13 protein-coding genes are annotated in these 14,536 nt (G+C 62.7%); 9 read left to right on the forward strand and 4 right to left on the reverse strand.

Features of this window, described 5'->3' with window-relative positions:
• The first annotated feature begins 205 nt into the window (after window positions 1–205).
• The 3 genes from XH85_RS15990 to XH85_RS16000 all read left to right on the forward strand — a co-directional run bounded on the left by XH85_RS15990 (window position 206) and on the right by XH85_RS16000 (window position 3,459).
• The gene (locus tag XH85_RS15990) at window positions 206–1,477 is read left to right on the forward strand and encodes a CaiB/BaiF CoA transferase family protein (protein ID WP_164934531.1); all 1,272 of its coding nucleotides are present in this window, start codon (window positions 206–208) and stop codon (window positions 1,475–1,477) included.
• A 203-nt stretch (window positions 1,478–1,680) separates the two neighbouring features.
• Window positions 1,681–2,886, forward strand: a complete 1,206-nt coding sequence (locus tag XH85_RS15995) for an acyl-CoA dehydrogenase family protein (RefSeq protein WP_245474120.1) — start codon at window positions 1,681–1,683, stop codon at window positions 2,884–2,886.
• 9 nt (window positions 2,887–2,895) lie between these two features.
• Window positions 2,896–3,459, forward strand: a complete 564-nt coding sequence (locus tag XH85_RS16000; protein ID WP_128932556.1) for a flavin reductase family protein — start codon at window positions 2,896–2,898, stop codon at window positions 3,457–3,459.
• 12 nt (window positions 3,460–3,471) lie between these two features.
• On the opposite strand, the gene XH85_RS16005 is transcribed toward XH85_RS16000, so the two are convergent.
• Window positions 3,472–4,389, reverse strand: coding sequence for an NAD(P)-dependent oxidoreductase (locus XH85_RS16005; RefSeq protein WP_128932557.1), 918 nt, complete (start codon window positions 4,387–4,389; stop codon window positions 3,472–3,474).
• 178 nt (window positions 4,390–4,567) lie between these two features.
• On the opposite strand from XH85_RS16005, the gene XH85_RS16010 reads away from it, so the two are divergent.
• From XH85_RS16010 to XH85_RS16035, 6 genes are all read left to right on the forward strand, one after another.
• Window positions 4,568–5,551 (forward strand): ABC transporter substrate-binding protein, encoded by a 984-nt coding sequence (locus tag XH85_RS16010; protein WP_128938925.1) that lies wholly within the window; start codon window positions 4,568–4,570, stop codon window positions 5,549–5,551.
• Between the two features lie 78 nt (window positions 5,552–5,629).
• A complete protein-coding gene (ilvD, locus tag XH85_RS16015) occupies window positions 5,630–7,324 on the forward strand; it encodes a dihydroxy-acid dehydratase (RefSeq protein ID WP_128932558.1) in 1,695 nt (564 codons plus the stop codon).
• Between the two features lie 123 nt (window positions 7,325–7,447).
• Entirely contained in the window at window positions 7,448–8,293 is an 846-nt protein-coding gene (locus XH85_RS16020; protein ID WP_128932559.1) for an ABC transporter ATP-binding protein, read from the forward strand.
• Window positions 8,290–9,075 carry an ABC transporter permease gene (locus tag XH85_RS16025; RefSeq protein ID WP_128932560.1) on the forward strand — a complete coding sequence of 262 codons (786 nt, stop codon included), beginning with the start codon at window positions 8,290–8,292 and terminating at the stop codon, window positions 9,073–9,075. Before XH85_RS16020 ends, XH85_RS16025 begins: the two co-directional genes overlap by 4 nt.
• Complete coding sequence (locus tag XH85_RS16030; RefSeq protein WP_420837911.1) at window positions 9,075–9,839, forward strand: ABC transporter permease; 765 nt, start codon at window positions 9,075–9,077, stop codon at window positions 9,837–9,839. Before XH85_RS16025 ends, XH85_RS16030 begins: the two co-directional genes overlap by 1 nt.
• 36 nt (window positions 9,840–9,875) lie before the next feature.
• Window positions 9,876–10,922, forward strand: a complete 1,047-nt coding sequence (locus XH85_RS16035; protein WP_128932562.1) for a 2,5-dihydroxypyridine 5,6-dioxygenase NicX family protein — start codon at window positions 9,876–9,878, stop codon at window positions 10,920–10,922.
• Here the strand turns inward: XH85_RS16035 and XH85_RS16040 are convergent.
• The 3 genes from XH85_RS16040 to XH85_RS16050 are packed head-to-tail and all read right to left on the reverse strand — an operon-like array spanning window position 10,919 to window position 14,535.
• Complete coding sequence (locus tag XH85_RS16040) at window positions 10,919–11,911, reverse strand: 3-hydroxybutyryl-CoA dehydrogenase (RefSeq protein ID WP_128932563.1); 993 nt, start codon at window positions 11,909–11,911, stop codon at window positions 10,919–10,921. The genes XH85_RS16035 and XH85_RS16040 overlap by 4 nt on opposite strands.
• 3 nt (window positions 11,912–11,914) lie before the next feature.
• Window positions 11,915–13,003, reverse strand: coding sequence for an NAD/NADP-dependent octopine/nopaline dehydrogenase family protein (locus XH85_RS16045; protein ID WP_128932564.1), 1,089 nt, complete (start codon window positions 13,001–13,003; stop codon window positions 11,915–11,917).
• On the reverse strand, window positions 13,000–14,535 hold the full coding sequence (locus tag XH85_RS16050; RefSeq protein ID WP_128932565.1) for a class I adenylate-forming enzyme family protein: 1,536 nt from the start codon (window positions 14,533–14,535) through the stop codon (window positions 13,000–13,002). The genes XH85_RS16045 and XH85_RS16050 overlap by 4 nt, the downstream gene beginning before the upstream one ends.
• Between the last annotated feature and the right edge of the window lies 1 nt (window position 14,536).

Raw genomic sequence — 14,536 nt, forward strand, 5'->3', positions numbered from 1 at the left:
GCAACATCGAATGGCCCGTAAGAGATGTGGCGCAGCCTACTACATGCGCGGAATGTTGAGAGGCCCAGCAGCCCGATGGCTGCTGGGCTTTGTTGCGCTTTCAGGCGATACAGGTGAAACACTTGCGAAGTCGGTGGCGCCGGGCTTTAAGTTCGATCTTGCAGGAAATTCGGCGGCGATAAGCCGATGTAAAGGAGCGCTATCAATGCCTACCAAGCCTCAGTTGCCGGAACGTGCGTCGCGGGCGAGGGGAGGGCCAACTGCACTCGATGGTCTGCTGGTCGTCGATTTTACGCGTGTCGTCGCTGGGCCGGCCTGCACACAGACGCTTGCTGATTTCGGCGCGCAAGTCATCAAGATTGAAAACCCTGACGGCGGCGACGACACACGAGCCTATGAGCACGCCGAAATCGGTGGAGAGAGTGCCGCCTATCTCAGCCTGAACCGCAACAAGCGCGGCATCGTGCTCGACCTTACCGTGCCGGAGGCTCGCGAGATCGCGCTCGACCTGATCCGCAAGGCAGACGTTGTCGTCGAAAATTTTTCCAGCGGGGTCATGAAGAAATTCGGCCTCGATTATGAATCTGTCGCTTCGCTAAATCCACGGCTGGTCTATTGCTCGATCTCCGCCTATGGGCGCACCGGACCGTTCGCTGCGCGTCCAGGCTTCGATCCCATCACGCAGGCGGAAAGTGGCTTCATGTCGCTCAACGGGTTTGCCGACGGCCCGGCGGTCCGTACCGGTCCGCCGATCGTAGATATGGCCACGGGAATGTCTGCCTGCAACGCCATCCTGCTGGCATTACTGGCGCGGGACCGGCTCGGTCGCGGGCAGCATGTCGAGGTCGCTCTGTTCGACATTGCGATGGGGATGACCGGTTTCTACGGCATGGCCTATCTGATCAACGGCGAGAACCCTGGCCGGTTTGGCAATTCGCCGAGCGGATCTCCCACCGTGGGCGTCTACGAAGCTTCCGATGGGCCGCTCTACATGGCTTGCGCCAACGACCGGCTCTATCGCCGGCTCGTGGTCGAGGTGCTCAACCGGCCCGATCTGATTATCGATCCGCAATTTGCGACGCGGAAAGCGCGCTCCGAGAACAAGGAGCTCCTGCGGGCAGCTATCGCCGAGGTCTTTGCAAGCGATACCCTCGAGAACTGGATGGCAAAGATGAAGCTGGCCAATATCCCGGTCGGCTATCTCCGGACGGTGGAGGAGGGGTTCAATGCGCCGGAAGCGCGCGAGCGCCATCGCTTGAGCCGGATTCCGCATCGTACAGCAGAATGGGTGCCCAACATCGAGCCGCCAATTGCGATGAGCCTGACTGGGGCCATTGATCCCGTGGCTGCTCCGCTGCTGGGTGAACATACGAAACAAGTCTTGCACGATACGCTCGGCTACGACGAACGTCGCATCGCGGAGTTCGCCGAAAAGGGTGCCTTTGGATCGGCCAAGCCTTCGACCGATTTGAGCTAGGCCGTTGGCCGCCTCCGGGCAGGTATGGCGATGCCCGCGGATCGCCGCTTTGCGATGCTCGCGCGAGCGATCCTGCTTTTTCGTCCGGCCGAGGTACCGCGCGAGCGCACTGCGAGTGCGGCCTCGACTTGATTTGGCGAAGGTCCCGCCGCATAACTGTGTGAAAGCGAGGGATACGAATGGCGCCTGGTCGAGAGCCGAGCATGAGCGAGCCCGCTGGACTGGAAGCCGGTGAACGCGCCTATGCGGCAATGATCGCGAAGGCCCGGGCGCTCCTCCCAAGGCTGCGAGAGCGGGCGGCGCGGACGGAGGAGCTACGGCATCTTCCGCCGGAGACTGAAAAGGATCTTCACGACGCCGGCCTGTTCCGGATGCTCCAACCGAGACGGATTGGCGGCGCGGAGCTTGACTATGTCGCCCTGATCGACTGCGCCGAGCTGCTCGGATCGGCGGATGCCTCGGTGGCTTGGAACCTAGCCAATTTGGCGAGCCATCATTGGATGCTCGGCATGTTCGAGCAGAAGGCGCAGGATCTGGTCTGGGACGGCGATCCAGACGTGTTAATTGCGTCCTCGTTCATTTTTCCGGCCGGACGCGCCACGAGGGTCGCGGGTGGATATCGGCTGCATGGTAGCTGGCCGTTCTCCTCGGGCGTCGCCTCCTGCGAATGGAATATGCTTGCAAGCGTTGTTTACTCCGACGACGAAGCCGACGGCATCGCGTATCGAATCTTTTTGCTGCCGAAAGGCGACTATAATGTCCTCGATACTTGGAATGTCGCGGGATTGCGTGGGACGGGATCTTGCGACGTGGAGGTCAGGGACGCCTTTGTGCCTGATTACATGACGGTCGCCGTCGGCGATCTCGCCGGGGGCCCAACGCCGGGAAGCAAGGTCAATCCGAATCCGCTGTATGCGCTCCCTGTGTTCTCACTGTTTCCTTACGTCCTCTCCGGCGTCGCGCTGGGAAACGCGCAGGCGTGCCTCGACGATTATGCCGAGGTCGCGCGTCATCGCATCTCGACCTACAACCGTGCCAAGCTGAGCGACTTTCAAAGCACGCAAATCAAGATCGCGGAGGCCTCGGCGAAGATCGACGCGGCACGCCTGATCATGCGCTCGGCCTGCCTGGATGCTATGGAGAACGCTCGGTGCGGTCGTATTCCTGATATGGCGACCAAAACCAGATATCGGCGTGATGGAGCCTTTTCGGTGAATCTGTGCACCGAGGCGGTTTCCATGCTGTTTGCCGCGAGTGGAGCGCGCGGCCTGTTCACGACCGGGGTGCTGCAGCGGCAGTTCCGCGATGCGCACGCGATCAACTCGCATCTCGCGTTCAATTTCGACGCGGCCGGGACCAATTATGGACGCGTGGCGCTGGGCCTGCCGTCCGAGAATCTCACGCTGTGAGGCCGGCCGATGAATGATCTGCCGAAGCAGCCGGCCGTTCCCGATCCAGCCAACGAATTCGCGAGCGACAGCTCGTCGATCGATCCTCGCGATTTCCGCAACGCGCTCGGGACCTACGCAACGGGCGTGACGATCATCACGGCCGCGGCTGCTGACGGGAAGCCCTATGGCCTAACCTGCAATTCGTTCGCCTCGGTCTCGCTGAATCCTCCGCTAGTTCTGTGGAGCCTCGTTGTCTATTCCTCCAGTCTGACCGTATTCCAGAACGCTAGTCATTTCACGGTCAACGTGCTTGGCGTTTCGCAACAGGCACTCGCGAACAAATTCGCAAAACCGTCCGACGACAAGTTCACCGGCGTCGATTGGGCGCCGGGGCTTGGCGGTGCGCCGGTGCTGGCAGACAGCGTCGCCAATTTCCAGTGCCGCTCCGTCAATCGCTACTATGGCGGCGACCACGTGATCTTTCTCGGCGCAGTCGAGGCTTATACCTACAATGTGAAGGAGCCGCTGCTCTTCGCGCACGGGACGTTTGGTCGCTTTCTGGCCGACGATGAGCGCAACAAGGCGCCGTAACGCACTGCCATCCTAGATAGCTTGACGCTCAGACGCTGAAAGCTTGTAGATCTCCAGCGCGTCCGCTTCCGCGCCTCGCGCTGACTTGGCCAGCCTGAAAAGTTGCCCCGCAAGCGAGGCCATCGGCACCGGCGTCGACGTCGCCTGTGCGACATCGGCGACCGTATCGAGATCCTTGAGCATTGTGGCGATGTGCCCGAGCGGCGGGGTGTGAATTCCCTGAACCATCCGCGGCACGAAAAGCTGGAGTGGGATGGAATCCGCGAAGCCGCCGGCGAGCGCCTCGGGCAATCGGTTCGCGTCAATTCCGGCGTTCACGGCAAGGCGCGTTGCTTCGGCGAGGACGGCCATCGCGCATCCGACGATCACCTGATTGCATAGCTTCGTGGTCTGGCCGGCGCCGATCGGGCCCATGTGAGTGAACCTGCGCGCCATGGCCAGCGCATAGGGCCGCACCCTCTCGATATCGGCCGCTTCTCCGCCAGCCATGATCGCAAGGGTGCCTTCCTCAGCGCCCTTCGTGCCCCCGGACACTGGCGCATCGATCCAGCCGGTACCGTTCGCGTCTTTCAGTCGCGTTGCAAGGCTTCGTGCGGCGTCAGGATGAATCGACGAGAAGTCGACGACAAGTTTGCCGGCGCCGGGGGCCGATGAAAGACCTTCGTGCCCGAAGATCACCTCTTCGACGGCGGCGGCATCTGTCACGCACATGAAGACGATGTCCGAGCTCGCCATCACGTCGCGGGATGTGGCTGCGCGGCTTGCGCCGGCCTCGACGAGCGGAGCCATCTTGTCCTGCGATCGGTTCCAGATGGTGACTTGATGGCCAGCCCTGAGCAGACGCCGGGTCATCGGTGCGCCCATGAGCCCAAGGCCGATATAGCCGAGCCTTTCGACCTCTTGCGGGTTTGTCCTGCTCGCATCAGCCATAGGTTGCCTCCTTCTGTCGCAGCGCAACGCCGCAGCATCGCCGTCTTACCTTTACATAGCGCATCGCCCGGTTGCACCGGTGAGCATGCATGGCTTGCCTGATTGTTTGAACCATGAAACATTTGGACCGGTCGGGTTGGGTGGCGCCCATCGGCGCCGGAGCAGCGGAGTGGGCAAGATGCGAACCGTTTCGAGGTGGATCCTGGCATTGAGCGCGGTTGCGGCCGTGATCGTGGGCTCAGGCCCGTTGCGGGCGCAGCAGACCATCCGCGTCGGCTGGACGATCCCGGCCGAAGAATCCAAGTACTGGATGATGCGCCGCCCGGCTGAGTTTCCCAACCTCGGCAAGGCCTACAACATCGAATGGACCCAGTTTCAGGGCACCGCGCCGATGACGCAGGCACTTGCAGCTGGGGCGCTGGATTGCGCGACACAGGCGCCGCTGTCGCTCGCCAATGGCGTGGTCGGCGGCAATCTCAAGGCCTATATCGTGGCGCAGCACGTCTTCGAGAAGCCCGGCGGCTTCTCCGTCTATTGGGCTGTCATGGATAACTCGCCGATCAAGACGATCGCCGATCTCAAGGGCAAGACGGTCGGCATTTCCGTGATCGGCGGCGGCACGCAGGGGCCATTCAACCTGCTCCTGAAGCAGAATGGCGTCGATCCGGCCAAGGATATCAAGCTGGTCGAGGTCGGCTTTGCCGTCTCCGAAGACGCGCTCCGGCAGGGCCGCGTCGATGCGGTCAACATGAACCAGCCGTTTGCCGCGCGCGCAGAGGCAAAGGGTGGCACCCGAAAGCTGTTCTCGCTGTCGCAGGCGATGCCGAATATCGTGCACATCCTGGAAGCCTGCCGCGCCGATTTCGTCGACAAGAACCCGGAACTGGTCAAGGCCTATGTCCGCGACATCACGTCGGGCATGAAGAAGGTGCTGGCAAACCGCGAAGAGACCCTGAAGGTCGTGTCCGAGGTGCTGAAAGCGCCCGTTCCAGTGCTCGAAACATATCTGCTCAAGGACAATGATTTCGGTCGCGATCCAGGTGCGGCACCGAATTTCCCCGCGATCCAGAAGATGCTGGACATCTATGCAGAGACAGGAATGCTGCCGAAACTGGATGTCTCACAGTTCAAGCATCCGACCATCGTCGCTCCGCTGCAATAAGCGAGCGGGCGAATTGTCCGAGGACGGGGATCGTGGCGTCCCGGATCATCCGGGACGCAGCATGAAGAAGATGCAGGTATGAAGAAGTTGCGATCACGGGTCACCACAGACGGTCTCGATCGAGCCCCGCATCGTGCGTTCATGCGCGCAATGGGTCTCGACGACGCCGCGATCGCCAAGCCGATGGTCGGCGTCGTCAGCATGAAGGGCGAGCAAACGCCCTGCAATATGACCCACGACTTTCAGGTCGCCGCGGCCAAGACCGGAATCGAGGAGGCCGGTGGCACGCCGCGGGAATTCTCCACCGTGTCGGTTTCCGACGGCATCAGCATGAATCATGAGGGGATGAAGTTCTCCCTGTTTTCGCGCGAGCTGATCGCCGACTCCATCGAAGCGGTCGTCCATGGTCTGGCTTACGATGCCCTGATCGGATATGGCGGGTGCGACAAGACGCTTCCCGGCGTGATGATGGGCATGGTTCGCTGCAACGTGCCATCCATTTTCATCTACGGCGGCAGCTCGCTGCCCGGCCGCGTGGACGGGCGGACCCTGACGGTGCTCGACTCCTATGAGGCCGTCGGCAGCTTCATGACCGGCGAGATCGACGGCGCCACGCTCGAGCGGATCGAGCGCGCCTGTCTGCCGACGATCGGTGCGTGCGCCGGCCAGTTCACTGCGAATACCATGGGCATGGTGTCGGAGGCGATGGGCCTCACCATCCCCAACGTCTCGATGGTGCCAGGTGTCTACGCCGAGCGCGCGCAGATTTCACGCCGGGCCGGACGCCTGATCATGGAGATGCTGGAACGCGGCGGCCCGCTGCCGCGCGACATCGTGACGCGAAAGTCCCTGGAGAATGGTGCCGCGATTGTCGCTGCGACAGGCGGTTCGACCAATGCCGCTCTGCATCTTCCTGCGATCGCGAACGAGGCGGGCATCGCGTTCACCATCGATGACGTCGGCGAGATCTTTTCCGGGACACCGCTGATCGGGAATCTGCGGCCCGGAGGCAAATATACGGCGAAGGACGTTTACGATATTGGCGGCGCCGCCGTGGTGATCGGCGAACTGATCCAGAGCGGGCATATCGATGGCAGCTGCATCACCATCACGGGCCGCACGCTTGCCGAAGAATATGGTGCAGCCAACGCGCCCGATGGTGAGGTCGTTTACGCGGCCCGCGCGCCGATCATGCCCGATGGCGGCGTGGCGGTGCTGAAAGGCAATCTTTGTCCCGACGGCGCAGTGATCAAGGTTGCGGGATTGAAGAGCCAGTTCTTCGAGGGCGTGGCGCGTGTTTTTGAAGACGAGGAGGCTTGCGTCAAAGCGGTTCGTGACCGCAGCTACAAGGCGGGCGAGGTGCTGGTGATCCGCAATGAAGGGCCGGTCGGCGGCCCCGGCATGCGCGAGATGCTTGGGGTCACCGCACTGATCTACGGGCAAGGCATGGGCGAGAAAGTAGCCCTCATCACCGACGGACGGTTTTCTGGCGCGACCCGCGGCATGTGCATCGGCTACGTCTCTCCTGAGGCGTTTGTTGGCGGTCCAGTGGCGCTTGTTCGTGACGGCGACAGGATCCGGATTGATGCCGCAAACCGGCGGATGGATCTGCTGGTCGAAGAGCAGGAACTTGCGGCGCGCCGACGCGATTGGAAGCCTTGCCCGCCGCGTCATCGTGCCGGCGCGCTGGCGAAATATGCGCGATTGGTTGGCCAGGCACCGGGTGGAGCTGTCACGCATGAAGGGCCGGCGGAATGGCCCTGGTTCGAATGACGCACCGCCGGGTGCGAAAACGATCTCTGTCTGGCAGGTTTCTTGCTAAGCTCGTGCCGCTGAAGGTGAACGTTCGGCAGGTTCGTCGAGTAATGTTTACGCGCAAGTGAGGCGAGCGACGGGATGACGGCAGTGCCTTCGAGATCGAGTGAATGGGTGAAACCGGTGATGTCACAAAACCGGGCTTCTGCGATCATTCAGATCGACCGCGTCTCGCAGGTTTTTCAAACCTCGGCGCGCAAGGATCATGTGGCGTTATCGGACATCTCGCTCACGATCGACGAGGGCGCATTTGTCTCAATCCTCGGTCCCTCCGGCTGTGGCAAGTCGACCCTGCTCTACATCGTCGGAGGCTTCGTCAGCCCGACCAGCGGCGCGGCGAAGATGAAGGGGCAGGCGATCACGGGGCCTGGTCCAGATCGCGGACCCGTGTTTCAGGAATTCGCATTATTCCCCTGGAAGACCGTGCTCGGCAACGTGATCTACGGCCCGCGCCAGCAAGGCGTGCGCACCGCTGAGGCTGAAGCGCAGAGCCGGGCCTTGATCGAAATGGTCGGCCTCAAGGGCTACGAGAACTTCTATCCTAAGGAGCTGTCGGGCGGCATGAAGCAGCGCGTCGCGCTGGCGCGAACGCTCGCCTACCATCCCGAAGTCCTGTTGATGGACGAACCGTTCGGTGCGCTCGACGCGCATACCCGGACCCGCTTGCAGAACGATCTCTTGAACATCTGGGAGCGTGATCGCAAGACGGTGTTGTTCGTCACCCACTCGGTCGATGAGGCTGTCTTCCTCTCCGATAAGGTCGTGATGATGTCGAAATCGCCCGGCCGCATCCGGCAGGTCATCGACATTGATTTGCCGCGGCCGCGCCGCCGCAACGAGCTATTGCTCGATCCACGGTACCAGAAATACGTCGTCGATATCGAGCGCATGTTCGATGAGAGCGACGGAGCCGGCGCGCCCGCATGATGTCGTCGGCTACCATAGTCAAGCGCGCTGCCCCGGTGCTCGCCTGCATCGGATTGCTGGCGGTGTGGCAGGTCGCGTCACTCGCGCTGAAGAACGACAGTTTTCCGACGGCGATCGAAGCGATCCGCGCGATCCCGGATATTCTTGGCGATAAGGAATCCCTGATCAACATTCTGGCCTCGCTCCGCCGCATGGCGATCGGGTTTGGCGTGGCCGTGCTTGTGTCGATTCCACTTGGTCTCCTAATGGGACGCAGCCGCGCTGTCGCAGCCTTCTTCAATCCGCTTCTGATGGTGATCTATCCGGTGCCGAAGGCGGCGTTGATGCCGATCATCATGCTGTGGCTGGGCGTTGGCGACATCACGAAGACGTTGGTGATCTTCCTCGGCGTCAGCCTGCCAGTGATTTATCACAGCTTCGAAGGCGCAAAGGCTGTGGAAGAGAAGATGCTGTGGTCAGGCGCCGCGATGGGGCTTTCTCCGGCGCAACGCCTGGTGCGCATCGTGTTGCCCGCGGCACTGCCGGAAATTCTGACGGGCTGCCGCACGGGATTGGTGCTGGCGCTGATCACGATGATCACCAGCGAGATGATCGCCCGCCAGTCCGGCGCCGGGAACATCCTGTTCAACGCGCTCGACATGGGCCAATATGACACCGTCTTTGCAATGATCATCATCGTGGGGGCAATGGGAATCTGCCTCGACGCGATTTTCGAAAGGATTCGTGCCCGCCTTGTGCGCTGGTCCGAGCCTCAGTTCGACATGCCGCTGAGCTTCTCATGATGTCGCGCTTTCTCGCCCCAAACGTCGTTCTTGGCATTGCCCCGATCGTGCTGGTTGTCGCGTTGTGGCAAGGCTTGGTGTCATTCGGCTTCGCACCCGCGATTTTGCTGCCGCCTCCAGGCTACGTCTTCAGCCGGTTGTTCCAGCAACTCGTGACGTGGACATTTCAGCAGGAGATCACGGCCACCCTGATCCGGCTGTTTGCCGGGTTCGCGATTGCGGTCGTGCTGGGTGTCAGTATCGGCATCGCCGCCGCCGCCAATCTCGCGATCAACGCCGCGGTTCGGCCGATCGTGCGCGTATTGGCGCCGTTGCCCAAGGTCGCTCTCTATCCAGCATTGCTGCTGCTGCTCGGCTTCGGCCACGGGTCGAAGATCACATTGGTGGCCGCCGATGCTCTCTTCCCAATTCTGTTGTCCACCTACTACGGCGCGTCGACCGTCGAGCAGAAGCTGATCTGGTCGGCCATGGCGGCGGGAACGCCGCGCTATGAAATCCTGTTCAAGGTCGTGCTGCCGGCGGCGATGCCGTCGATCCTGACCGGCTGCCGGATCGGTCTTGTCATTTCCTGCATCGTGGTGTTTCTGGCCGAGATGATCACATCGACGGATGGACTGGGTCATGCGCTCGTGACGGCGGCCCGAACCTTTCAGGCCGTGGACATGTTCGTCCCGTTGATCACGATCTCGCTGCTGGGTTTGATCCTGAACGGCTTGCTGGGGGCCGTGCGATCGTATCTGCTCCGGGGCTTCCCCGAAGCGTAACAAGCAAATAAGAATTCTGAAGACAGGGAGTGAACCATGCTGGCTGATCGCATCGAGGCAAAATGGATCGACGCATTTTGCGAGATCTTTGAACGATGCGCCGTCAAGGCCGGCGATACCGCGGCGATCCTCTCGGAAACCCAGTCGCGTGCGTTGAACGTGCATCTGGCGGAGCTCGCGCTGCTGCGGATGGGAGCGCGACCGTTTCATGTGGTGATGCCGACATCGCGTAACCGTCATGTCGTTCCGGTTCGCTCGACCGGGGCGAGCGAGGCGATCCAGCGGCTGGGGCCGGTGATCAGCGCGCTTCAGCAGGCCGGCTTTGTGGTGGATTGCACTATCGAGGGCCTGATGCACGCGGTGGAGACACCCGAAATTCTCAAAGCCGGCGCGCGCATTCTGGTGATTTCGAACGAGCATCCCGAGGCGCTGGAGCGGATGGTGCCAGATCCCGCGCTCGAGAAGCGTGTTCGTGCCGCGGCAAAAATGCTGCGCGGGACCAAGCGGATGCGGGTCACCTCAAAAGCAGGAACGGCGCTCGACGTAGACATGATCGGAGCCTCCACGGTCGGCGTATGGGGCTGGACCGACAAACCCGGCACGCTGGCGCATTGGCCCGGTGGAATCGTCGTCAGCTTTCCCAAGAGCGCAACAGTGAACGGTACGCTGGTGATGGCGCCGGGCGACATCAATCTCACCTTCAAGCGGTACCTAACGTCGCCGGTAAAGATGACGCTGAAGGACGATTATGTCATCGAGCTGGAAGGCGAAGGCACGGATGCCGCGATGATGCGCAGCTATCTCGCCGCCTGGGGCGATCGGGAAGCCTATGCGGTCTCGCATGTCGGTTTTGGCATGAATCCCGGCGCGCGGTACGAGGCGCTCTCGATGTACGACCAGCGCGATACCAACGGCACGGAGCTTCGCGCTGTGTCCGGCAACTTCCTGTTCTCGACCGGTGCGAACGAGTTCGCAGGCCGCTACACGGCGGGTCATTTCGACCTGCCAATGATGGGAACTACCATCGAACTCGACGGCATTGCCGTCGTCCGCGAAGGTGTGCTCCAGGACGTCTTCGGCTAGCCGCGATCGACCACCGGCGGCCGCGCCAGGCCAAAGTGGCGGAGCAGGTCGACCATGGCTTTGAGTCGCTCGACACGATAGGCATCGACATCGAGGCCGGAATAGTCGAGGAAGCCCGTGCCCGTCCGCAGGCCGATCCGTCCCTCGCTCATGTTGCGCGAAATCACCTCTGGCGCCCGATAGCGGTCGCTGCCGAGTGCGCCCTCGAGATATCGGCTCGCATAGTAAAGGATGTCGCCGCCGCCCCAGTCAATGAATTCGAGCAGGCCGAGCACGGCGTAGCGGAAGCCGAAGCCGTAGCGGATCGCCTTGTCGATTTCTTCCGCGCTGGCAACGCCTTCCTCGACCATCCGAGCCGCCTCGTTCATCGCCAGCGCCTGGATGCGCGGGACGATGAAGCCCGGCGTCGCTGCGCAGACCACCGGTACTTTGCCAATGCCTTCGAGCAGCGCCTTGACCTCGTCGATGATGGCGGGATCGGTGATCTTGCCGGGCGAAACCTCGACCAGCGGGATCAGATAGGCCGGATTGAGCCAATGCACGTTGAGGAAGCGGCGAGGGTTCACGATCGCGCCGGACAGATCGTCGACGAGGATGGTCGACGTCGTCGATGCAATGATCGTGTCCGGGCCGACTTGCCTTGAGGCGGCCGCCAGCACCTCCCGCTTGAGCTCGACGACCTCAGGAACGCCCTCGAAGACCATACCGGCCTCGGATAGCGCTGCACCGCTCTCGCCGGCCGCCACCACCGAGACCCGCGCGATGAGCGGATCGACGTCCGCCTCGGTCAATAGCCCCAGCTTCGACAGGCTGGCAAAGGTCTTCCTGACTTCGCCGAGCGCGTCCGTCTCCAGCTTGGCGAAATCGTCCGCGGAGCGCGCCTTGATGTCGATCATCGTGACCCTGTGCCCCGCATAGGCGAATGCGACGGCGATACCGCGTCCCATGCGGCCGGCCCCGAGACAGGCAATGTTGACGCGATTGGTCATCGATCAGAATCCATTGCGAAGCAGCGTCTGCAATTCAGCTTTTCTGAGGTCGCCGAGGCCCAGCGTCTCGAGCGTTCGGCCCCCTCGCGCAAAATCCTCGCCACAGACCGCGCCGCCGATCGCCAGGAACGCTTTGGCCAGCGGTGTGGCCACGCCAGCCAGGCCGGCGACGGAGACCAGCAAAGACAGTCCGAGCCGCAGATCCTCGCGCATGTAGCGGTGCTCGGTCAGCACGATCCGTTCGCGCCAGTCGCCGGAATCGGTCAGTCGGTCGTGCGAGCCACGGCCATACATCCAGATCTCGCCTTCCTTCGCGTAGTGATGAGCGAGCGGGAAATGCGGCGCGCCGTAACCGAGCGCCTCGCGCACCGCGATGCGTTCCGCGTCGAGCGCGTCGGTGACCCGGCGGATCGCGGCTTGCGTGCCTTCCTTGTGGATGTCCCAGCGCTCGAAATGTTCGATCGGGCCGGCGTTCATCACGATCAACGGCGGATGGATGATAGGCCCTGCATTCATCAGCGCGCCGGACAGCGCATCTCCGCACGGTTCGATCACGCCCGGGAAAGCGCGTCCAATGACTTCGAGCGCATGCGCGGCCTGATCGAGCGGGAACACGCCGACCGGCAGTCGCTTGGCGCGGATGGTGATCGCGACCTCGAACGGTCCATGCTTGCGGGTCAGCCAGGGCAAGGTTCCGGTCTCGGCAAAGCTGGCCTTGGCATGGTTGCCCGCATCTCGGGCCGTTTGGGCGAAGATCATCGAGCCGAATGTCGCCGGCGGTAGAAAAACGACCTGGCCGTCCCGCAGATGCGGGGCGAGCAGACCGGCAATGTCCGGCTGTGCGAAGGCCGGGGCGGGGCAGAGGATCAGCTCGACGCCGTTGACGGCTTCGGCGATGTCGGCCGTGATCAGCGCGAGCTTCACGTCGTGGCGGCCGCTGTGATCCTTAACCAGGATGCGCGAGCCGGCAGCGCGATGCGCTGCGACCTGATCCGCGTCGCGGCGCCACAGCCGGACCTCATGCCCCGACAGCGCAAAATCGCCCGCGGCCGCGAAAGAGCCGTTTCCCCCACACAGAACCGCAATCTTCAAGATGTTTCTCCTTGCGTGCGCGATTGCGCATCGAGCTGCTTCAGCAGGAAATGCTGCACCTTGCCCAGCGCCGTGCGCGGCAAGTCGGTGACGAAGACGATATCGCGTGGAACTTTGAATCGCGCGAGCTGCGCCTGGATGTGCTTACTGAGCTCATCCGCTTCGAGATGCGAGCCGGATCGCCGGATCACATAAGCGATGGGGACTTCGTCCCAGCGCGGGTCCGGCCGGCCGATCACGGCGCATTCGCTGACGTCGGGATGTTCGAGCAGGACGCGCTCGACTTCCGCTGGGTAGACATTCTCGCCGCCGGAAATGATCAGGTTCTTCTTGCGGTCGCGCACCCAGAAATAGCCGTCCGCGTCGCACAGGCCGATATCTCCGGTGCGATACCAGCCGTCCTGTAGCGCTTCGCGCGTGGCGTCCGCATTGCCCCAATATTCGAAAAACACGTTGGCGCCGCGCACGGCGATTTCGCCCGGTGTGCCAGCCGGCACCTCGGCACCGGCCTGATCGACCACTTTTGCCTCACAACACAAGCCGGCGAGTCCAGTCGATCCCACACGCGACAGATCGCCGCCGAGGCGGGTGTAGACCGCGATAGGGCAGGTTTCAGTGGAGCCGTAGACCTGAAGCACGGGAACGCCCCGCGCGGTGAAGCGGTCGATCAAGTGCGGCGGTACGATGGTCGAGCCTGTGGCGACGGCCTTGAGTGACGAGAGATCGGCCGTCGCCCAGGCGGGATGCTCGCTCACGGCTTGGATGATCGCCGGCACCATCACGGTCAGCGTCGGCCGCTCGCGTTCGATCGCCGCAAGCGCCGTATCCGGTATGAAGCGGGCGTGGATCGTGACGGTTGCGCCCAACTGCAGCGCGGGCGTGGTCTGGATATTGAGGCCGCCGACATGAAAGAACGGCAACACGGTCAGCACGTGGTCGTCCGACGTCATGTTGTGCATGTGCTGGCTCATGACGCCGTTCCAGAACAGCGCCTCTTGCCGCAGCACCGCGCCCTTCGGCCGACCCGTCGTTCCTGACGTGTAGACGATGAGGAGCGGGCAGGAGAGGTCGGTGTGCGGGTTGCGGTCGCTGCCATGGCTGCGAGCCAGCAGACCTTCGAATGTCGTGCCGCGAGGCGGCGCGAAGTCGAGGCCGACGACAGATGTCCCCGGCGCAGTCCGCCCAAGCTCGGCAAGCACTCCCTCAAATGCCTGCTCGAGCACCAGGACTTTGGCGCCGGCATCGCTCAGAATGAACAGCTGCTCGGCGACCGCCAGCCGCCAGTTCAGCGGCACCAGCATCGTGCCGAGCCGCGCACAAGCGTAGAGCAGAACGAGGTAGTCCGGCCGGTTCAGGCTCAGGACCGCGACACGGTCGCCGCGGCCGACGCCGAGTTCCTGCTTCAAGGCGGTTGCGGTCCGTTCGATGCGTGCGGCGAATGCGGCATAGCTCAGCCGTTCGCCTTCGAAGGCAATGGCCGTCTTGTCTGGCGCGAACGCCGCGTTGCGGTCGATCAGGCTACAGAGGTCCACC

This window comes from Bradyrhizobium zhanjiangense (assembly GCF_004114935.1).
Classification (GTDB): Bacteria; Pseudomonadota; Alphaproteobacteria; order Rhizobiales; family Xanthobacteraceae; genus Bradyrhizobium; species Bradyrhizobium zhanjiangense.